20 protein-coding genes and 1 riboswitch are annotated in these 18,301 nt (G+C 51.3%); of the genes, 11 read left to right on the top strand and 9 right to left on the bottom strand.

The window, feature by feature from the left end:
• Positions 1-3: 3 nt before the first annotated feature.
• Positions 4-576, bottom strand: a complete 573-nt coding sequence (locus tag Hfont_RS00910; RefSeq protein WP_112990382.1) for a hypothetical protein — start codon at positions 574-576, stop codon at positions 4-6.
• Positions 577-821: 245 nt separating this feature from the next.
• On the opposite strand from Hfont_RS00910, the gene Hfont_RS00905 reads away from it, so the two are divergent.
• Positions 822-1,040, top strand: coding sequence for a hypothetical protein (locus Hfont_RS00905; protein ID WP_112990381.1), 219 nt, complete (start codon positions 822-824; stop codon positions 1,038-1,040).
• Positions 1,041-1,154: 114 nt separating this feature from the next.
• On the opposite strand, the gene Hfont_RS00900 is transcribed toward Hfont_RS00905, so the two are convergent.
• From Hfont_RS00900 to Hfont_RS00890, 3 genes are all read right to left on the bottom strand, one after another.
• Entirely contained in the window at positions 1,155-1,376 is a 222-nt protein-coding gene (locus Hfont_RS00900) for a hypothetical protein (protein ID WP_112990380.1), read from the bottom strand.
• An 88-nt stretch (positions 1,377-1,464) separates the two neighbouring features.
• The gene (locus Hfont_RS00895) at positions 1,465-3,360 is read right to left on the bottom strand and encodes a methyl-accepting chemotaxis protein (protein ID WP_112990379.1); all 1,896 of its coding nucleotides are present in this window, start codon (positions 3,358-3,360) and stop codon (positions 1,465-1,467) included.
• 560 nt (positions 3,361-3,920) lie between these two features.
• Positions 3,921-4,661 (bottom strand): OmpW/AlkL family protein, encoded by a 741-nt coding sequence (locus Hfont_RS00890; RefSeq protein WP_112990378.1) that lies wholly within the window; start codon positions 4,659-4,661, stop codon positions 3,921-3,923.
• A gap of 396 nt (positions 4,662-5,057) precedes the next feature.
• On the opposite strand from Hfont_RS00890, the gene Hfont_RS00885 reads away from it, so the two are divergent.
• Positions 5,058-5,423 carry a hypothetical protein gene (locus tag Hfont_RS00885; protein ID WP_112991630.1) on the top strand — a complete coding sequence of 122 codons (366 nt, stop codon included), beginning with the start codon at positions 5,058-5,060 and terminating at the stop codon, positions 5,421-5,423.
• A 58-nt stretch (positions 5,424-5,481) separates the two neighbouring features.
• Here the strand turns inward: Hfont_RS00885 and ahpF are convergent, their stop codons facing one another.
• Entirely contained in the window at positions 5,482-7,077 is a 1,596-nt protein-coding gene (ahpF, locus tag Hfont_RS00880) for an alkyl hydroperoxide reductase subunit F (RefSeq protein WP_112990377.1), read from the bottom strand.
• Positions 7,078-7,173: 96 nt separating this feature from the next.
• The gene (ahpC, locus tag Hfont_RS00875) at positions 7,174-7,737 is read right to left on the bottom strand and encodes an alkyl hydroperoxide reductase subunit C (RefSeq protein WP_112990376.1); all 564 of its coding nucleotides are present in this window, start codon (positions 7,735-7,737) and stop codon (positions 7,174-7,176) included.
• A gap of 369 nt (positions 7,738-8,106) precedes the next feature.
• On the opposite strand from ahpC, the gene Hfont_RS00870 reads away from it, so the two are divergent.
• The 6 genes from Hfont_RS00870 (at position 8,107) to Hfont_RS00845 (ending at position 11,864) form a co-directional block, all read left to right on the top strand.
• Positions 8,107-8,973, top strand: coding sequence for a pirin family protein (locus Hfont_RS00870; RefSeq protein ID WP_112990375.1), 867 nt, complete (start codon positions 8,107-8,109; stop codon positions 8,971-8,973).
• 202 nt (positions 8,974-9,175) lie between these two features.
• On the top strand, positions 9,176-9,940 hold the full coding sequence (locus Hfont_RS00865) for a class II aldolase/adducin family protein (RefSeq protein ID WP_112991629.1): 765 nt from the start codon (positions 9,176-9,178) through the stop codon (positions 9,938-9,940).
• A gap of 65 nt (positions 9,941-10,005) precedes the next feature.
• A complete protein-coding gene (locus Hfont_RS00860) occupies positions 10,006-10,191 on the top strand; it encodes a 4-oxalocrotonate tautomerase (RefSeq protein WP_112990374.1) in 186 nt (61 codons plus the stop codon).
• Positions 10,192-10,262: 71 nt separating this feature from the next.
• The gene (arfB, locus tag Hfont_RS00855) at positions 10,263-10,673 is read left to right on the top strand and encodes an alternative ribosome rescue aminoacyl-tRNA hydrolase ArfB (RefSeq protein WP_112990373.1); all 411 of its coding nucleotides are present in this window, start codon (positions 10,263-10,265) and stop codon (positions 10,671-10,673) included.
• Positions 10,674-10,810: 137 nt separating this feature from the next.
• Positions 10,811-11,380, top strand: a complete 570-nt coding sequence (locus Hfont_RS00850) for a GreA/GreB family elongation factor (RefSeq protein ID WP_112990372.1) — start codon at positions 10,811-10,813, stop codon at positions 11,378-11,380.
• 112 nt (positions 11,381-11,492) lie between these two features.
• A complete protein-coding gene (locus tag Hfont_RS00845) occupies positions 11,493-11,864 on the top strand; it encodes a hypothetical protein (RefSeq protein WP_112990371.1) in 372 nt (123 codons plus the stop codon).
• Between the two features lie 15 nt (positions 11,865-11,879).
• Here the strand turns inward: Hfont_RS00845 and Hfont_RS00840 are convergent, their stop codons facing one another.
• On the bottom strand, positions 11,880-12,101 hold the full coding sequence (locus Hfont_RS00840; RefSeq protein ID WP_112990370.1) for a hypothetical protein: 222 nt from the start codon (positions 12,099-12,101) through the stop codon (positions 11,880-11,882).
• Between the two features lie 10 nt (positions 12,102-12,111).
• Positions 12,112-12,212: riboswitch (TPP riboswitch) on the top strand.
• 74 nt (positions 12,213-12,286) lie between these two features.
• Here Hfont_RS00840 and Hfont_RS00835 point away from each other — a divergent pair.
• On the top strand, positions 12,287-14,479 hold the full coding sequence (locus Hfont_RS00835) for a TonB-dependent siderophore receptor (protein WP_112990369.1): 2,193 nt from the start codon (positions 12,287-12,289) through the stop codon (positions 14,477-14,479).
• Between the two features lie 56 nt (positions 14,480-14,535).
• On the opposite strand, the gene Hfont_RS00830 is transcribed toward Hfont_RS00835, so the two are convergent.
• Together Hfont_RS00830 and pnuC are read right to left on the bottom strand one after the other, a co-directional pair.
• Positions 14,536-15,066, bottom strand: coding sequence for an AAA family ATPase (locus Hfont_RS00830; protein WP_112990368.1), 531 nt, complete (start codon positions 15,064-15,066; stop codon positions 14,536-14,538).
• Complete coding sequence (gene pnuC / locus Hfont_RS00825; protein ID WP_112990367.1) at positions 15,063-15,671, bottom strand: nicotinamide riboside transporter PnuC; 609 nt, start codon at positions 15,669-15,671, stop codon at positions 15,063-15,065. Before pnuC ends, Hfont_RS00830 begins: the two co-directional genes overlap by 4 nt.
• A gap of 360 nt (positions 15,672-16,031) precedes the next feature.
• Here pnuC and Hfont_RS00820 point away from each other — a divergent pair, with 360 nt between their 5' ends.
• Positions 16,032-16,805, top strand: a complete 774-nt coding sequence (locus tag Hfont_RS00820; RefSeq protein ID WP_338322763.1) for a CerR family C-terminal domain-containing protein — start codon at positions 16,032-16,034, stop codon at positions 16,803-16,805.
• The gene (locus Hfont_RS00815; RefSeq protein ID WP_112991627.1) at positions 16,805-18,283 is read left to right on the top strand and encodes an efflux transporter outer membrane subunit; all 1,479 of its coding nucleotides are present in this window, start codon (positions 16,805-16,807) and stop codon (positions 18,281-18,283) included. The genes Hfont_RS00820 and Hfont_RS00815 overlap by 1 nt, the downstream gene beginning before the upstream one ends.
• The last annotated feature ends 18 nt before the right edge of the window (positions 18,284-18,301 follow it).

Raw genomic sequence — 18,301 nt, 5'->3', positions numbered from 1 at the left:
ACGTCAAACCGGATTCGCCATCCACCAATAACCGATGCCGCTATCGCTGCGCAGCACGTAGCGCACATTATTGACAAAGCGCTGCGGGAATCTTCCTGCTTCGTGATTGCTGCCGGATTCTTGCATCATGTCGCTTGCCAATGCTGATGCTTTCTTTTGACTCAGCTTGGGATTGGTCGCTTCGGCGATGACTTCCGAGATTGCTAGAACAGTGCCACGGTCTATCGCATCCGGATTACCGGCGACGACAGCTGTGACACTGATGATGCGTCCGGTCTCTTTCGATACGCTGACAGTGAGTGAAGTTTTATCCGCAAAATTCTGTTTAAAATAGTCATGCACCGCACCGTGCTTGACGTCGAATTTGCCGATGCGAAATGATTGCCCGGATGATTTGGCAGCCGCATTGAATGCATCAACAAATTGTTCAGCATTAAATGTGAATTCAACTTCCTTGGTGATGCTGACTGCTTTGGCAGGCAATTCCATCACCTCAGATGATGAGGTCTTGACGTCGTTGCTTTTGCTGCATGCGACCAAACAGAGCGCCAATACGGCGCAAGCTACCTTCTTCATGTCCCCTCCATAAACCGTTTGAACTCTTGCAGTTCGACGGTTGTTTCTTTTGTGTAAACGGATTCGTATGATCCGTTTTTATGAAAGATTACACCAAGTGCGCAGAGCTTGCGGTCAGGATAATCGGAACGTGCGAATGACCTATATCGTCCCAATATATGGGTGGCATATTTGCCAAATGTGGCGGAAGATTTGGCTACAAAGCCACGTAAAATAATCACATTAATTACAGGCAAGAAATCACCATGAAACCTATTCCATTGGATCAAATACAGATCGTCTGGTACCAGGATTCCATTTCCGGTGAAACGATGTCGTCCGGCATAGGCGGCAAGACGCTTAACTTTTGGCTACACATGGAATTTTTTCCGCTGGAAGTGACGCAAGCTTACCTGATGGATGAAGGCGAGCCGCGACCGCATCCCAAGGATGGCTGGTTTTATGCGCGCGGGATGTTGCGTTAATTGGTGATGTTGCCGGTGAAGTAAGCGCGCCGATTTTCAGGCGCGCTAGATGTGGATTGCTTGATTACAGGATTACTTCTGCAAAGCGTCGATCGTGGATTTGGATCGAGTTACTTATTTCGGAAACATATCGAACGCTTCGCCGACTTTCAGTGCGACCAGGTCGTACAGTGAATGTCGCGGTTGCGGGCCGGCACGTTCAAATCCTTCTACCGTATCCGGCTCCACGCCTTCAGGCGGCGGTACAAATTGCATCCAGTCTTCGTAGCCTGGATGATCTTTCAGGTTGCGATTGAGTTCATCCAGAAATTCTTGCGGTGTTAACTTTCCAGCCATGATGACCTCCTCAAAGAATAATTTATCTTAGCACGCTGACATATTCTGTTCGAGCACAGACGCGTGCCGGAGTTCATTCTGATAGCGCTTATACCTTGTAGACGCCACAACCGATAATCAGGTTTTGATATCGATCCAGATACATCGATTTTGCTTCTACCTGTTTCGAAATCGGGTTGAGGAACATATAGTCTTGCCAGCCTTTACCGGTGTTCTGGATGATGGCGACGCGTTCCCGAATGTACAGGTTGCCGGCACCATCTTTGGCGTCGATCATGTCCTTGCCGGCATTACTCGGATTGGCACCGTGTGCCAGATTGCGGCCGTTCATGTCATAGACGACGACGTACAAATCGCGGTCGCAGAATTGGCCGAGCTTGTTGTTGATTTCTGCAAAGGTTTTTTCCGTGCCGATTTCACGCATGGCTTCTATGGCTTTGCTCACCATTTCTTTTGCTTCAGTCGTTGAGCCGTGGCTGCCGCTCTTGATCGTGAAGATACTGACGACGTTGATCAATTCAGTGGTTTGGCTTTGCAGCGCTTCGGCTGAAGCGGCAGCTTGTTCTACCAGCGCTGCATTTTGCTGCGTGACCTGATCCATTTGCGCAATGGCTTGATTGACCTGCTCAATGCCTATGCTTTGTTCGCGACTGGCCGAACTGATCTCGGTCATGATGTCGTCGACGCGTTTGATGCTGGAAACGACTTCATCCATCGTGGTACCTGCGTGCGCCACCAGCTTGCTGCCGCTTTGTACTTTGTTGACCGAGTCTTCGATCAGCGCCTTGATCTCGCGTGCAGCAGCCGAGCTGCGTTGCGCGAGATTGCGTACTTCGCCTGCGACGACCGCAAAACCGCGACCCTGTTCGCCGGCGCGTGCTGCTTCTACTGCAGCATTCAATGCAAGGATGTTGGTTTGGAAAGCAATGCTGTCGATGACGCTGATGATGTCGACAATTTTTTTCGACGATTGATTGATCGAGTCCATCGTGTTGACGACTTCTGCCACTACGCCGCCGCCTTTGATGGCGACTTGTGTAGCGGTTCTGGCCAATTCATTTGCCTGGATTGCATTGGCGGCATTTTCCTTGACGGTAGAAGTCATCTCTTCCATCGCGGAAGCAGTTTCTTCCAGTGAACTGGCTTGTTGTTCGGTGCGCGATGACAGATCCAGATTGCCGGCGGCGATCTCGGATGTGGCGGTCGATAAGGTTTCTGTGCCGTGACGGATATTCCACACGACATTGGCCAGACCCTGGCCTATGCCGTTGATGGCAGACAGCAAATGGCCGATCTCATCCACGCGTTTTGTTTCGAGTCGTGCAGTCAGATCGCCGCTGGCAAGTTGCCGTGCCACTTTTGTTGCCTGGCCGAGCGGGCCGGTAACGGTTTTGCGTATGACGGTGTACAACAGCGCAGCCAAAATCAGCAAGGCAAGGAGCGCGGCTGCGCCGGACATATTGCGCAAGGCGGTGGCTTCGCGTGTGAATTCGTTGGCGTAAGTGTCGCCGACGATTACCCAGTTCTTATCCTGCACGTAAGTGAATGCGGCTACGCGTTCTGGCGCGCCGGCATCTGAGCGATAGTGAATCACGCCGTCTTTTTTGCTGAGGATTTCCTTGATGTATTCGCGGCCGTCAGTTGCCTTGTCTGCAAGGACGTTCTGGCCTTCTTTTTGCGCAGCGATGATCAACTTGCCGTAATTTGCGCCAGCATTCGCATCAAGTACGTAATAGCCGCCGGTGGTGCCGACTTTGAGTGACAGCAGTTTGCTCTTGATTAATGCGACATCGTTACTCATGCCGACTACAAGTTTGCTTTTCGCGGTGACTTCTTCTGCAGCACGCTGTTCCAGCATGTTGGAAGTTGCCTGCCCGGTGGCCCATACAAAAATGCCAAAGACGATGGCAATCAATACAAAAGAGATGGCGGCTAATTTAACTCCGACACCAAGCCTTGCTAGATAACGCTTAACGCTGTTCATCGCTTACTTCCATCCATGAATGTGGTGATCGAAAGATTGCCTGGCGGCGATCATTCCCGATGGAAACATCATAACTGTATACAAGTGATTTTTGCCGTAACGGCCCCCCGTAGAAAGTGAACTGTTGTGTACTCGCACCAAGGTAGAGCAACTCTGTTACAGAATCACTTGCACGGAAGCTCGCAGGGCTATGCATTCCGGCAGAATTAATTTTTTATAATCGTTTAACATTTGATGTCTCTACTTCTATATCGACCAGTTCCGAGAAAACAATAGTGCTTGAGTGGCGGGCTATGGGCTAAAACGCGAACGGCATTTTATGGGCGTTCGAGGACATGATGTTTGGCGCAATCTTCTTTTAAGATTCGCACCCACCGGAGCAGGTGTTGGAATTGCTGCGCAAGCAGGGATTTGAAATCGTGATTGCGGAGTTCATGAATCAGCCTAATCTGGGTCGCGATAAAAGGCGTTATGCAATTGTGGCGCGTCGCAATAGGAGTGAAAAAAGCGGCGTGCCTGATATCAGGCACGCCGCTTTTTGTTGTGTTGCTAAAAATAGTTTAGAACTTATAACCCAGCGAGAGGAAGGTTACGTAAGGATCAAGAGTCAGGTTGGTTTGGAATCTTGAAACGACGGTACCTGCTGAATTTCTACCCGTGATATATGCATCAGTATCAAGAGGGATATAGGCAAGGGAGAAACCAAGTGACCATTTCGCGTCGATGTTGTAGGTCAGGCCGACGTTGTAGACAGGAGCCCACGATGAACTAAGTTCGGCACTAGCAGATCCTCCTACAACACCGAAAGGAACTGTTACCTGATTTTGCAGTGAACGGGATAATTGAACGTCGCTATACCAGACGCGTGTCGCACCCAAGCCTACGAAAGGACGCAGCTTCGAAGTTTTATCACCGAAGTACCATTTTGCAATCAGTGCCGGACTCCATTGTTTGGCAGTGCCGATCTCGCCCAAACCTGCGAGCGAGCCACCACCGTCAAGATGAAATTTTGGCGGAATGCCCAAATCTGCAGTAAGTGCAAAGTTATCGGTGAAAAAGTGCGTGAAAGCTATGCCTAGCGTGTCAGCATTACCGACGCTGGCGCTGCTGCCGGCAAATGGCGCAGATCCTGGGAAGGTTCGCATGAGAGTCTGACTAGAATCATCCGTATATAAATGAAACCAGCCAACATTGACGATATTATCGCCAGCGCTTTGTGCTGCAGCAGGCAAAGAAAAAGCCGCGGCTAGTGAAAGGGCGGCGATTTTTGACAATACACGGAAAGGCAAAGGCGTTTTCATATAACTAGTCTCCTTTTATGGGCCAACCTATACATCGCCTCTTGCAACGATGCAGTCTCGTAGTTAACAACTTATATAACGCTGATATTTTTCACGTTCGGGTTGCCACGTGTTTTGAAATAATAGCCTGATTTTTTGAACTTGCATGTGATGTATTGCACGGATTGGTTTGTACGCAACATGTTTTGATATCGCGTTTTTACTCAAACAGAATCAAATGTATATTGGGATAGGAACTCTGCTCGTCATCATCGTGCTTTTTTGATATTGAAATCAATCTTGTTCTGGAAATAAAAAATACCGTCTATAGACGGTATTTTTTATGGCGCACCATGATTTGCTTTATCCTCTCGCCTATAGATGCCTTGCGCATCCACCGCATTCGATAAAGTCACCATGAACAAGATAGAAGCAATCAAGCTGGTCAATCAAGACCTGCACGCCAACCTGCTGAACGAGCGCAACACGATATGGTCCACGATCGTGCCTTACGCCGGTGATGAAGGATGGTGGCTGAATATTCCGCTGTCCGGTTTTCGGCAAGAGCAGCATTTTTTGCTTTGCAGTGAAAGAGCCAAGGTCATCCGTCACATCAGAATCAAGGCCAATACCATTTTGAGTCCTGCGACCAGGTTCCGCAGCAAGGATCAAACAGCGGATGTCTTTATCTCGGCAAAGAATGCAAAGCGGCTGGTCGACTCGCTGCCAGGTGGCAGCAAGTTCAGTTTCGATAAATATGTATTCGGCGAATACAGTTTCTGAAAAACGTAGCCCAATAAAAAAGCCGCATCTCTGCGGCTTTTTTGTGTGCGATCGAAGTTTAGGCAGGAACTGCTTCACCTTTGACTGCCACGACTTCTTCATCAGTATCCGGAGTACGGATCAGATGATCGAATGCGCTCAACGCTGCTTTCGAGCCTTCGCCGACTGCAATCACGATCTGCTTGTACGGCACAGTCGTGACATCGCCTGCAGCAAACACGCCTGGCACTGAAGTCTGGCCACGTGCATCGACTTCGATTTCGCCATGACGCGACAAGGCAACCGTACCTTTCAGCCATTCGGTGTTTGGCACCAAGCCGATCTGGATGAAGACGCCTTCCAGTTCAACTGTGTTGATCTCTTCGGATTTTCTATCCTTGTAGACCAAACCGTTGACGCGTTTGCCGTCGCCAGTGATTTCCGTCGTTTGTGCTGACGTGATCACGGTAACGTTAGCCAGGCTGTGCAACTTGCGTTGCAACACTGCGTCTGCACGCAAGGCTGAATCGTATTCGATCAAAGTGACGTGACCGACGATACCAGCCAGATCGATTGCTGCTTCAACACCCGAGTTGCCGCCGCCAACGACTGCCACACGTTTGCCTTTGAACAACGGACCGTCGCAGTGCGGGCAATACGCAACACCTTTGTTACGGTACTCGTTTTCACCCGGCACGTTGATGGTTCTCCAGCGTGCGCCGGTGGCGAGGATCACGGTTTTGCTTTTCAGCGAGCCGCCATCTTTCAGTTTGACTTCGATCAGCTTGCCCGGAACCAACTCGGAAGCGAGTTGCACGTTCATGATGTCGACTTCATAGCTGCGTACGTGCTGTTCCAGTGCGACCGCAAATTTCGGACCGTCGGTTTCTTGTACGGACACGAAGTTTTCGATCGACAAAGTATCCAGCACTTGACCGCCGAAACGTTCTGCCACTACGCCGGTACGAATCCCTTTGCGTGCTGCATAAATCGCAGCTGCTGCACCCGCAGGTCCGCCGCCTACGATCAATACATCGTAGGGTGCTTTTGCGCTGAGCTCTTCCTGCTTGCGCTTGTTACCGCCGGTGTCGAGTTTGGCAAGAATCTGTTCGATGCTGACGCGACCTGATTCGAACGCTTGTCCGTTCAGGAAGGTTGTCGGCACGGCCATGATTTCGCGTTCTTTCACTTCGTCCTGGAACAAACCACCATCGATCGTGACAGCACGGATGCGTGGGTTGATCAAGGCCATGACGTTAAACGCTTGCACGACTTCCGGGCAGTTATGGCACGACAAGGACATATAGGTCTCGAAGGTGTAGTCGCCGTCCAGATTACGGATTTGTTCAATGACCGAGTCTTCGAGTTTCAATGGATGGCCGCCGGTTTGCAGCAATGCCAGTACCAGTGAAGTGAATTCGTGGCCCATAGGAATCGCGGCGAACTGAATGCCTGCGTGTGCATCTGGACGTTTAATTTGGAAAGACGGTTTGCGCTCGTTGTCGTCGGTGCGTTCGATCAGAGTGATCTTGTCGGTCAACGCAACGATTTCTTGCAGCAGCTCCTGCAATTCACGAGATTTGTCGCTGCCATCGAGTGACGCGACGATCTCGATCGGTTGCACGATCTTTTCCAAGTAAGCTGTTAATTGGGTTTTGAGATTGGCATCCAACATGATGGTCCCTGCTTTCTTTACAGTTTGATAGAGGTCTTGCACGTCCGGACCACGTGGCCCGGACGGTATTGCTTAGCTACTACTTATAACGACTACTTAGATCTTGCCAACCAGGTCCAGCGATGGAGCGATGGTTTTTTCGCCTTCTTTCCATTTAGCTGGGCAAACTTCGTTCGGATGAGCCGCAACGTATTGAGCAGCTTTCAGCTTGCGCAGTGTTTCGGAAACGTCACGAGCGATTGCGTTGTCATGGATTTCCAGAGTTTTGATGACGCCGTCTGGATTGATGACGAAAGTACCGCGCAGTGCCAAACCAGCTTCAGGGATGTGCACGCCGAATGCGTTGGTCAATGTGTGGGTTGGGTCACCAACCAATGGGAATTTAGCTTTGCCAACTGCTGGCGATGTTTCGTGCCAAACTTTGTGCGAGAAGTGTGTATCGGTTGTGACGATGTAGACTTCTGCGCCCAGTTTTTGGAATTCTGCATAGCTGTCAGCTGCATCTTCAACTTCGGTAGGGCAGTTGAATGTGAACGCTGCTGGCATGAAAATCAGTACAGACCATTTACCCTTCAACGATTGCTCGGTGACTTCAATGAACTTGCCGTTATGGAAAGCCTGGGTCTTAAAGGGTTGGACTTGGGTGTTGATAAGGGACATGTCGTGTTTCCTTCAGGGTTAAAAATTGGTGTGAGTACGAATAATAGACTGGCGTCCATCATTTGTATAATTGATTTACTTTAGAACTTCAATTTGTTTTAGCTATCGACACGGCAGCTAGCTAGTCGGACTTAATAGCGAATTGGCTATTATGCAGGCTTACCGTTTTTATTGTTGTCGGTGGTGCCAGGAATTGCTTGTGCAATCAGCGTTGAGCGTAATTTTCCTTGTTGTCAGCCTTGAATACATTGGGTTTGCAGTGTGCAAATTCAATAATTTGACGTACGAAGGAACGCCTGAAAAGTCTGGCTACTCTTGCTTTACGTGGTGTCAGACCGCATATAAGAAGCTTACCGAAAGGACAGTTTCATGAAAAAAGTCATCAATGTATCTGACGCTCCTCGCCCACATTGGGTAGGTGACGGCTTCCCGGTGCGCTCCATGTTTTCGTATCACAGTCACGGCAAGCAACTCAGCCCCTTCTTGTTGCTTGATTATGCCGGCCCGGCAGAATTTGCGGCGGCAGATCACCCGCCTGGCGTGGGTTCGCATCCGCATCGCGGGTTTGAGACTGTCACTATCGTCTACAAGGGCGAGGTCGAGCATCGCGACTCCACTGGTAAAGGCGGTGTGATTGGCCCTGGCGATGTGCAATGGATGACGGCGGGCTCCGGCATCCTGCATCAGGAATTTCATTCGGAAGCGTTCACGCGTTCCGGCGGTACGCTGGAGATGGTGCAGCTATGGGTCAATCTGCCAGCGAAAGACAAGATGGCGCCGCCCGGTTATCAAGCAATTGTTGGCAACGATATTCCGGTCGTGGCTTTGCCGAATGATGCAGGCAGCTTGCGTGTCATCGCTGGCGACTATGACGGTCATGCCGGGCCAGCGCATACTTTCACGCCCATGCAAGTGTGGGATGTGAATCTGAAGCAAGGCCAAGCGACTGAGTTCTCGCTGACCGATGGCTGGAACTCGGCATTGATCGTGTTACACGGTACGGTCTTGGTCAATGGCGAAAGTGTCGCGCGCGAGGCGCAGATGGTCTTGCTGGATAGCGCGGGCAGCAAGGTGGCGATAGAAGCGAATAGCGATGCGGTTTTCCTGATACTCAGTGGTGAAGCGATCAATGAAGAAATCGTTGGTCACGGCCCTTTCGTGATGAATAGCCAGGCTGAAATCATTCAAGCCATCGATGATTTCAATAGCGGTCGCTTTGCGCAGATTCCTGTCTGATTCTGTGTAAAAGAAAAGTCATGCGGCGTTTTGTCTGCATGACTTTTCTTTTTCCGAAGCGTCTCTTCGTGTGCTTCGATGCCGGCATTCATACGAATCTCCCGTGTTCAAGCCGGACATGGCGCAGCTAATGACTTTATAATTTGCGTTTGCATACAGACGTGCAAAGCGCATCCAAATTCAGATTTCAATGCAAGGCAATATGAATAATTCCGTTGTTAAAGCTGCACCGGCTGGTATCAGCGATGCCGAATGGCAAGTGCGCGTCGATCTCGCGGCCTGCTATCACCTCTGCGCGCTGAAAAATTGGGATGACCTGATCTACACGCATATCTCGGCGACAGTGCCCGGCGAAGAAAATCATTTCTTGATCAATCCATTCGGCTTGCGTTTCGAAGAAATTACCGCGTCGAATCTGGTCAAAATTGATTTGCAAGGCAAGATCATCGGCGATCAAAACGTGCGTGTGAACGTGACCGGCTTTGCGATCCACGGTGCGGTACACAGCGCACGCAAGGATGCGATGTGCGTGATGCATTTGCATAATGAAAACGGTGTGGCGGTCGGCATGCAGCAAGGCGGTTTGCTGCCTTTGTCGCAACATGCAATGCGCTTCTATCAGCAAATGGGTTATCACGATTACGAAGGCTTGGCGCTGTCGCCAGTCGAGCAAACAAGATTGATTGAACGCCTGGGTGATTATCCGGCGATGCTATTACGCAATCACGGCACGCTGATCAGCGGCCGCACGATAGCCGAAGCTTATGTGCTGATGGATACGCTGGATAAAGCCTGTTCCTTCCAGTTGAAAGCGCAATCCGGTGGTGGTCCGTTGAATATTCCGGCGCCTGAAGTTTGTGCCAAGACTTACAAGGAATTGCTGGGTGACGGTTCGCCGGAAGGCATACTCGAATGGCCAGCTTTACTGCGCAGGCTTGATGCAGTATCGCCGTCCTATCGTCATTAATGGCCAGGCAATTCAACTCATTCACTTTGTTTCAGAATTTATTGATTAACTAAAAAGGAAAATCCATGCCAACTATCAATGTTCAATTATTCGAAGGCCGCACAGTCGAACAAAAACGTGCATTCGTCAAAGCAGTGACCGAAGCAACCGTCGCAACTCTCGGTTCCAGCGCTGAATCGGTCGATATCATCATCGAAGATGTGAAGCGCGAGAACTGGTCAACCGGTGGCAAGTTGTGGTCCGACGTCTGATTCAATCAATAATGCAAGTTGCTGTTATAAACGGCAGCTTGCGATGAGCACGTCGGCGTGCCATCAATAACATGCAGATCACTGGCACCCTCGCTATCGACGATAGCGAAATCGATCTGACAGCCATCCGGGCGCAAGGCCCGGGCGGACAGAATGTGAATAAAGTGGCGACCGCCATTCACTTGCGCTTCGATATAGGCGCTTCTTCATTGCCGGATTATCTGAAAGAACGCTTGTTGCTGCTGAACGATCAGCGCATCACCAAAGAAGGCGTGATCGTCATCAAGGCGCAGGAAGGTCGCAGCCAGGAGCAAAGTCGCGAAGAAGCGTTGCGACGGCTGCAAGAAATCATTGCCAACGTCACCATCCTGCCGAAAACGCGACGCGCTACCAAGCCTACTTACGGTTCTCAACGCAAACGTCTGGATACCAAAAATGCTCGCGGCCAAACCAAGGTCATGCGCGGCAAAATCCCACTCTGAAATTTTGCATTAAAGTCGGTTCTCAATAAACCTTCCCTCTACGCAAGCCCTTATGTGATGTAGCGTACTGACATCGCACGGCCTTGCGGCGATGCTGTTAGTCTTATATCTATATCCCTGCGCATTCGGTGCACATCATGAACAAGGCATTCGTAAAAGAGAGCGGCGACGAACCACTGTCAATCCTGCCGGAAATGCCGACAGGTGTGCGCAATTACATAACGCCCGCCGGCTATCAGCATCTGCAAATCGAGTTGCAGCATTTGCTGGAATCACTGCGCATGGCGACGAAGGGCGATGAGCGCAATACGGATTTGGCAGGCGGCTCATCTGAAATGCAAGTGCGTGAAATCGAACGGCGTATTCACTACCTGCAAACACGGTTGGAAATGGCAGAAATTGTTGATCCCTCAGTACATGCCGGCGAGCAGCAAATCTTTTTCGGTGCGACTGTTACTTATCGGCATGAACATGGCGAGCAACACACGGTGACTATCGTTGGGCTGGATGAACTGGATCCGGCCAACGGCAAGATCAGCTGGTTGTCGCCGGTTGCACAAGCTCTGCTCAAGGCATTTGAAGGCGATAGCGTGACGCTGAAAGGTCCGTCAGGCGATGAGGAGTTGCACGTGTTGACTGTGCTTTATCCACCCATCGTTGAACTGGATGCGGATTCCACCGGTCTTACCAGCAAGGGCGTTGAATAAATACGCATGTATTTACAAGTGACTATGTCAGTAATCAAGTCATTGATTCAGTAAACAACCAAGCACGCGCCTTCGCGCATGGCTTTACTGCGGTACAAGCAAGGAGTTCCACATGACACGAGACAATACTTCCGGTGACAAATCCAGAGATGCTATCGATCCATCGGATAACACTAAAAAACGTGGTGCCGCCGAGTCGCATCAGGAGCATTTGCTCGACAACGCCTTGGCGCAAACATTTCCTGCCAGTGATCCGGTCGCAGAACTGCCGACGGCAACTACGAAATCGGAAGGTGAAAAAGCCAAGGAAGACTTGCTGGATGACGGCATTGAAATGACCTTTCCTGCCAGCGATCCAGTTTCTGTATCTTCCGGCATTACGCGCATAGAGCATTCGCCTGATTTCGTCGATGCGCATGACGATCATCAAAACAGCAATGAAATCAGCGGAGCCGAAAAAGCGGCAAAGAAAGCGCACAAATAAATTTGCTACCTTGCATTAAAAACAAGATCTGTTCACCCAGTCAACCTCCAAATCTGGCAACAAGGTCGCGATCCCTATTGCACCCCCCTCATCATTCTGACGTAGCGCTATGCATGCCAGTGGGATAAATCCAGCGCGGCATTCATCGCCCACCTGCATAAATTGATCTCGGTTAAGATCGGCGATATTTGCTGCAACTTTCGGTAAAAATGCCGTTCCGTACGCTACTTTTTCCATGTTAGTATGCGGTCCACGCTAGGGGTCCTGAAGACAAATGTCTTTGGGTGAGATGAAACCCTTGAACCTGACCTGGATAATGCCAGCGTAGGGAAGCGCAAAGCCACTCAAGGTTATTCCCCCAGAGACTCTTTGTTCGTTCCTTCGCGCGCTTGTCCATAACGCGATTGTTGAGTGAGCAAACTATGTCCGCATTTCCTTCCCGTCACAAACTGATAGCCTTGGCCGTTGCCTGCGCATTTGCGCCCGCTGCCTTTGCACAGACCGCTGACAAGTCCGATAACGTTTTGCCTGAGGTCGTCGTCACATCGGCACCTGCTGACGGCATCGCACGCAACGCAAGCGTAGGCGGCTTTTCCGAAGCACCGTTGCGTGAAACGCCGGCTTCGATCAGCGTCATCACTCTTGAGCAAATGCAGGAACGCAGCATTCGCACAGCGACTGATGCGGTCAAATACGATGCCAGCGTGCAGAACTCGTATAACGCCGTAGGTTTGTCTGACTGGTTTGCGATTCGCGGCTTTACGCTAGACATGGGAAGCAATTACCGCAAGGATGGCATGGTGATTCTTGCGCACTCTGCTATCCCGATGGAAAACAAGGAGCGGCTGGAAATCCTCAAAGGCCTGGCCGGTTTGCAGGCAGGCATTGCATCCTCAGGCGGCATTCTGAATTATGTAACCAGGCGTCCAACCGATACGCCATTACGTTCGGTTACGTTTGAAGTGCGCGAGCGTGGTTCGATTTACGGCGCGATCGATCTCGGTGGTCGTTCGGACAATGGCGTATTCGGCTATCGCATCAACGCTGCGGCAGAAGATACCAAGTCCTACGTGCAGGGATCGAACGGCGATCGCAAGTTTGTCTCCGGTGCGTTCGACTGGCGCTTGAGTTCGCGCGCCTTGCTGTCGGTCGACATGGATTATCAACACAAGTCGCAGCTGACCGTTCCAGGTTTTCAATTGCTGGGTCTGGATCAGCGCCTGCCGACAAGTGTGAGTGGCAAGACCATGTTGAATAATCAAACCTGGAGTTTGCCGGTTACTGATGACAGCAATAATCTGGGCGTTAAATTCGAGTATGAGTTGAATGACAACTGGCGTACCACGTTGCAGGCAAACAAATTTGAATTGCGTCGTGATGATGCGGTCGCGTTGTCTTCAGGATGTACAACGCCAGGCGAAATCTTAAATTTTGGCTACTGTGCTAACGGCGATTTCGGTTTGTACGATTTGCGCAGGGACAACGACAAACGTTCTGTGATGACCACGCAGGCCATGTTGCAAGGTAAATTTGCGACCGGAAGTATTGGCCATGAACTGACAACTGGTTTGTCGACCTTGAACAGAAGAGATAATTTTGCTGATTATTTGTTCAATCCGACAGTGGGTGGCTTGCAAGGCAACATCTACACAACACCACAAAGAGATTTGGTTCTTCAGCCAACCAATCCAGTAGGCTTGCGTCGCAAAGAAGAAGAGCAATCTTTCTTTGTGCAAGATGTGATGGCATTGAACGAACAGTTCAAATTGCATGCAGGTGCACGTTATACAAAACTCAAGCGTGTTCAGTTTAATTCTGGTGGTGGTTTGATACGCACCACGGATGATGACTATGTCTTGCCGAACGTTGCATTGGTCTATAGCCCAAGTAAAACCTTGTCGTTCTATGCATCTGCTTCACAAGGCCTGGAGCCGGGCGGCGAAGTTCCATCTGGCCTGCCTAATGCAGAATCTGTTTTGGATCCGTACAAGTCCAAACAACTGGAATTTGGTGTAAAGGCGGATATTTCGCCTGACCTGAGTGTGTCCGCTGCCTTGTTTCAAATCAAACGTCATAACGAATATGCGCATGCATCGACAAACGATGCGACGGCAGCCATTGATGCTTATCTAACCGCAGGTGAGCAAGTCAATCGTGGTATTGAATTTGCTGCGCAAGGTCGCGCTACACGCAATCTGATGTTGGGCGCAAGTTTCGTCGCTTTGCAAGCCAAGGCAGAAGGCACAGGCGATCCTGATATTGAAGGTAAACGCATTGGTAACGTGCCGAAATTCAAGTCGGCGGTTTACATGGACTACGCATTGCCGCAAATGCCAGCGGTAAAGCTGAATGCCACATGGATTTACTCGACGAGCAAGGTGTTTGCACCAAACAGTCAAATTGCATCGTTGGACAAAAAGGTCGATGGCTATCATGTGTTGAATCTGGGCGCGCGCTATGCAACCAAGTTCGGCAACACGGCAACGACCTTCCGCTTCGGTGTCGATAACGTCTTCAACAAATTCTATTGGGGAGATACCTCGAATGCATTTGGTGGTTACCTGATTCCGGGCGCGCCGCGAGTATTCCGCTTGTCGACGCAGTTCGATTTCTAAAGAGCGACTCCAGAATAAAAAACGCCGCCTTAGTGCGGCGTTTTTTATTGCCCGGTTCAAGTAACTTTGCGTTGTGTGAGATAGGCATCTACCTGTGCAATCCGTTGTTGCGTATCGCCATTTACCAGCAAGTACGTGATGCTGCCATCATCCAGTTTGCGCACCAATCTGGCGTGGATCTGTTGACGCACCGCATCTGATTCTCGCTGCAAACCATCCGGCATCCATGGTGTGGTGGGTGCCGTTACGATGGTCGCGGCATAATCATGTCGACTGGCCAGCGCATTCAATTCCGCATCGGCCTGCCCAAAATAGTATTCGCTATACACGGCGGTCATCAGCGGCGAAGTGTCGCAGAACAGAAAACGATGCGCGCGTGCTTCGTTTTCTGTTTCGCGCTCGCGTTGCGTGATGGCGATGGGTAGTTGTTCTTCGGTCCACGGCGTGCGTTGTCGCGACTCGACAAACTCGCGCAGATATTCGGGGACCCACACTGTTTGGTAATGTATGGCGAGCGCTGCTGCCAGGGTTGATTTGCCGGTCGATTCTGCGCCCAGGATGACAACGCGCTGTATGGACGTGCTCATGCTATTGGTTCTTTTGCAGTCAGCGATTTCTTCCACGCAAGCAGGCCGACGAATGCGAGGATCGCGAACAGCCCGTACAGCACGGCGGTGAGATACAAGTTCTTGTGCAGATACAAACCAATGTAGAGCAGATCGATGATGATCCACAAGTGCCAGTTCTCCAGCATCTTGCGCGTCAACAGATACTGCGCGACCAGACTGCCTGCGGTCAGGAAAGCATCGATATGCGGGACATCGGTATCCGTCAGCGTGCGCAGAATTGTGGCGACGATGGCATAAGCAAGCGCCCAGGTGAGCGCGACCATGGCCCAGGCTCTTGCGTTCAAGCGCGAAACGGTGACGCCCTGCCGATTGCTGCCGCCGAACAGCCACTGGTACCAGCCCCATACAGAGATCGCGACAAAGACAAATTGCAGCGCCATGTCGCCGTAGATTTTTGCTTCACAGAACACGATCGCATACAGTCCCGCCGATGTGATCGCAAACAGCCATGCCCACGGCGATTGCCGAATATTGAGCAACACCATTGCAATCGCGAGTGCAAACGAAAGTATTTCGAGCGGCGAGGTATCGATCAGGTTGAACAGGGAGAAGGAGTCATTCATGCAGAACTGCAGATCGAGATTGAATGTTAGTCGGCACATGCGTGCCGGGATCTCGCAGTATAGAGAAAAACATCCGGCGCAGCATGGGAATGAAATGCTGCGTTGTGCATGGATGCCGAATACATAAAATCATCAGATTTTTTTCGACACACTAGAGTTTGATTTCTACCTGCTCGCTCAAATCGGTAGGCCGGTTAGCGCAGTCAAGCACAGAAAACCACCGCGCTGACTGACGTTTCAAACAAGCAATACTAAATCCTGCCGGTTTGGCTTGGTCAAATTCCCGCCAATTGCAGGCTTCAATTGATTTAATGCAATCAGATGATTTAATTAAATCATCTGATTGATTTATGTGTTTTAATGTCGTTCATGAAACCTGCCATCAAACCCAATCCGTCTGTACCCCGTGCGCGTGCCTCTGCGAAGGCTGCTGATAGCAGTGACACACGCAAGCCGCGCTCCGATGGGGCCGAAGCACGCAGTCGGCTGCTGCTGGCGGCCTTGCGACTGTTCGCCGAAAAAGGCTTTGCCAAGACCTCGACGCGCGAAATCGCGCAAGCGGCCGGCGTCAATCTTGCTGCGATCAAATATTATTTCGGAGACAAAGCGGGCCTGTATCGCGTGGTCTTCAGCGAACCGTTGGGCACTGCTTGCGAGAGCGTTGATCTGTCCGATCCGACCTTGAGTTTGCGTGATGTGTTGCGCATCTTCTTCGAAGATTTTGTTGCGCCGCTCAAGCATGGCGACGTCGTGCAACTCGCAGTGCGCATGCATTACCGCGAGATGCTGGAGCCGACTGGTTTATGGATGGAAGAAATCGACAATCACATCAAGCCATCGCATGCGGGGTTGGTTGCTGTGTTGTTGCGTCATCTGAACTTATCCAAGGCGGATGATGACGTGCATAGACTGGCGTTCTCGCTGGCCGGCCTCGCGTTGCAACTCTTCATTTGTCAGGACGTGATCGATGCGATCCGTCCCAAGTTGATCAACACGCCGTCAGCTGTCGATCAATGGGCGACGCGTCTGGTCGATTATGGCGAAGCCATGGTCGCGATGGAAATCGCGCGCCGGCAGACCTTGGCTGGCGCTATCGCACCGGCGCCTTTTGCCAAAAAAGCAAAAAAATTATGATGAAAAAAACTCACCTCATCCTTTACGTCAGCCTGCCTGTACTGCTGAGTGCGTGCGCTCTTAATGCGCCACCTGAAAAAGTGTCAGTTACTGCGCCATCGCAGTGGTATTCGCCGTTGCCAAAAGCGCAGCCTGCGGACAGCAGCGCTGCCGGTTTGCCGCATCACGGTACGCTGACCGATTTGTCGCAATGGTGGCAACAACAGAACGATCCGTTGTTAGTGGAATTGATACAGTCCGCACAAACCGTGAGCCCGACTGTCGCTACCGCAGTGTCGCGCATCGAACAATCGCGTGCATCGCGGGTTGCTGCAGAAGCAGCATTGATCCCGAAGCTTGATGCAACAGCCAGCTCCAGTCGCAGCAATATGCAAGCGCCATTGCCAATGGGAACAACTACGCAAGCTGCCTTGCAGCCATCGTGGGAAGCGGATTTATTTGGCGGCAATCGCGCGACTAGTAGAGCGGCGCTGGCGCGTTTGCAAGGTGCACAAGCGAACTGGCATGACGCGCGCGTCTCGGTTGCAGCGGAAGTTGCAAATCGTTATTACAGTCTGCGTACCTGCAACAAGCTCGCGCTCGTCACAATGGAAGATACCGCTTCGCGTGCAGAAACCTCGCGCTTGTCTGACCTGAGCGCCAAGGCTGGATTCCAGGCGCCGGCAACTGCCGCATTGGCGCGCGCCAGTGCGGCGGAAGGTCGCGGTCGTGCGACTCAACAAACTGCATTGTGCGATCTGGATGTGAAAGCCTTGGTTGCACTGACGGCGATTGATGAGCCTGCTCTGCGCAAGAAAATCAGCGATACGCCTGCGCCGGATACTTCGGCAACGGTGCTGGATATTGCCAGTCTACCGGCACAAACACTGACACAACGCCCTGACGTTTTCATTGCAGAGCGCGAAGTTGCTGCAGCCAGTGCCGAAGTCGGTAACGCGCAGGCGCAACGTTATCCACGCTTGAGTTTGAGTGGCTCAATTGGCGTGGCGAGTTTCCGTTCAGGTGGTGTGACGACGAATATGGATACCTGGTCGGTGGGCCCGGTTTCCTTGACCTTGCCACTGTTCGATGGCGGTGCGCGTAGAGCAAACGTCACCGCAGCAGAAGCACAATACGACGCAGCAGTAATCAGCTATCGCAGCAGCGTGCGACAGGCAGTGCGGGAAGTGGAAGAAGCCTTGGTCAATCTGCAAAGCACGGCTGCGCGTAGTGAGGATGCGCGTGTTTCGGTAGAAGGCTATCGCGCATCGTTCAACGGTTTTGATGCGCTGTATAAAAATGGTCTGGCCAGTTTGTTGGATCTGGAAGATGCGCGCCGTCTGCGCCTGGCGTCGGAGTTGAACGCAGTAGCACTGGAGCGCGAACGCATGGCGGCATGGATAGCGCTGTATCGCGCTGCCGGTGGTGGCTGGGTCAATCCGGATTCTGCAGCAGCGTCAAATCCTGACTCCAATATCAGCACGAACGCACAAAAATAACGCGAAACAATAACGGAA

It is taken from the genome of Herminiimonas fonticola, assembly GCF_003293745.1.
Taxonomy (GTDB): Bacteria; Pseudomonadota; Gammaproteobacteria; order Burkholderiales; family Burkholderiaceae_D; genus Oxalicibacterium; species Oxalicibacterium fonticola.
Note: the sequence above shows the minus strand (reverse complement) of the source record. Positions and strands in the feature narration are given on the sequence as shown.

What these genes read in the sequence shown, in the direction of transcription:
- Hfont_RS00910 (WP_112990382.1), bottom strand. Translation starts at nt 576, where the DNA reads ATGAAGAAGGTAGCTTGCGCCGTATTGGCGCTCTGTTTGGTCGCATGC.
- Hfont_RS00905 (WP_112990381.1), top strand. Translation starts at nt 822, where the DNA reads ATGAAACCTATTCCATTGGATCAAATACAGATCGTCTGGTACCAGGAT.
- Hfont_RS00900 (WP_112990380.1), bottom strand. Translation starts at nt 1,376, where the DNA reads ATGGCTGGAAAGTTAACACCGCAAGAATTTCTGGATGAACTCAATCGC.
- Hfont_RS00895 (WP_112990379.1), bottom strand. Translation starts at nt 3,360, where the DNA reads ATGAACAGCGTTAAGCGTTATCTAGCAAGGCTTGGTGTCGGAGTTAAA.
- Hfont_RS00890 (WP_112990378.1), bottom strand. Translation starts at nt 4,661, where the DNA reads ATGAAAACGCCTTTGCCTTTCCGTGTATTGTCAAAAATCGCCGCCCTT.
- Hfont_RS00885 (WP_112991630.1), top strand. Translation starts at nt 5,058, where the DNA reads ATGAACAAGATAGAAGCAATCAAGCTGGTCAATCAAGACCTGCACGCC.
- ahpF (WP_112990377.1), bottom strand. Translation starts at nt 7,077, where the DNA reads ATGTTGGATGCCAATCTCAAAACCCAATTAACAGCTTACTTGGAAAAG.
- ahpC (WP_112990376.1), bottom strand. Translation starts at nt 7,737, where the DNA reads ATGTCCCTTATCAACACCCAAGTCCAACCCTTTAAGACCCAGGCTTTC.
- Hfont_RS00870 (WP_112990375.1), top strand. Translation starts at nt 8,107, where the DNA reads ATGAAAAAAGTCATCAATGTATCTGACGCTCCTCGCCCACATTGGGTA.
- Hfont_RS00865 (WP_112991629.1), top strand. Translation starts at nt 9,176, where the DNA reads ATGAATAATTCCGTTGTTAAAGCTGCACCGGCTGGTATCAGCGATGCC.
- Hfont_RS00860 (WP_112990374.1), top strand. Translation starts at nt 10,006, where the DNA reads ATGCCAACTATCAATGTTCAATTATTCGAAGGCCGCACAGTCGAACAA.
- arfB (WP_112990373.1), top strand. Translation starts at nt 10,263, where the DNA reads ATGCAGATCACTGGCACCCTCGCTATCGACGATAGCGAAATCGATCTG.
- Hfont_RS00850 (WP_112990372.1), top strand. Translation starts at nt 10,811, where the DNA reads ATGAACAAGGCATTCGTAAAAGAGAGCGGCGACGAACCACTGTCAATC.
- Hfont_RS00845 (WP_112990371.1), top strand. Translation starts at nt 11,493, where the DNA reads ATGACACGAGACAATACTTCCGGTGACAAATCCAGAGATGCTATCGAT.
- Hfont_RS00840 (WP_112990370.1), bottom strand. Translation starts at nt 12,101, where the DNA reads ATGGAAAAAGTAGCGTACGGAACGGCATTTTTACCGAAAGTTGCAGCA.
- Hfont_RS00835 (WP_112990369.1), top strand. Translation starts at nt 12,287, where the DNA reads ATGTCCGCATTTCCTTCCCGTCACAAACTGATAGCCTTGGCCGTTGCC.
- Hfont_RS00830 (WP_112990368.1), bottom strand. Translation starts at nt 15,066, where the DNA reads ATGAGCACGTCCATACAGCGCGTTGTCATCCTGGGCGCAGAATCGACC.
- pnuC (WP_112990367.1), bottom strand. Translation starts at nt 15,671, where the DNA reads ATGAATGACTCCTTCTCCCTGTTCAACCTGATCGATACCTCGCCGCTC.
- Hfont_RS00820 (WP_338322763.1), top strand. Translation starts at nt 16,032, where the DNA reads ATGTCGTTCATGAAACCTGCCATCAAACCCAATCCGTCTGTACCCCGT.
- Hfont_RS00815 (WP_112991627.1), top strand. Translation starts at nt 16,805, where the DNA reads ATGAAAAAAACTCACCTCATCCTTTACGTCAGCCTGCCTGTACTGCTG.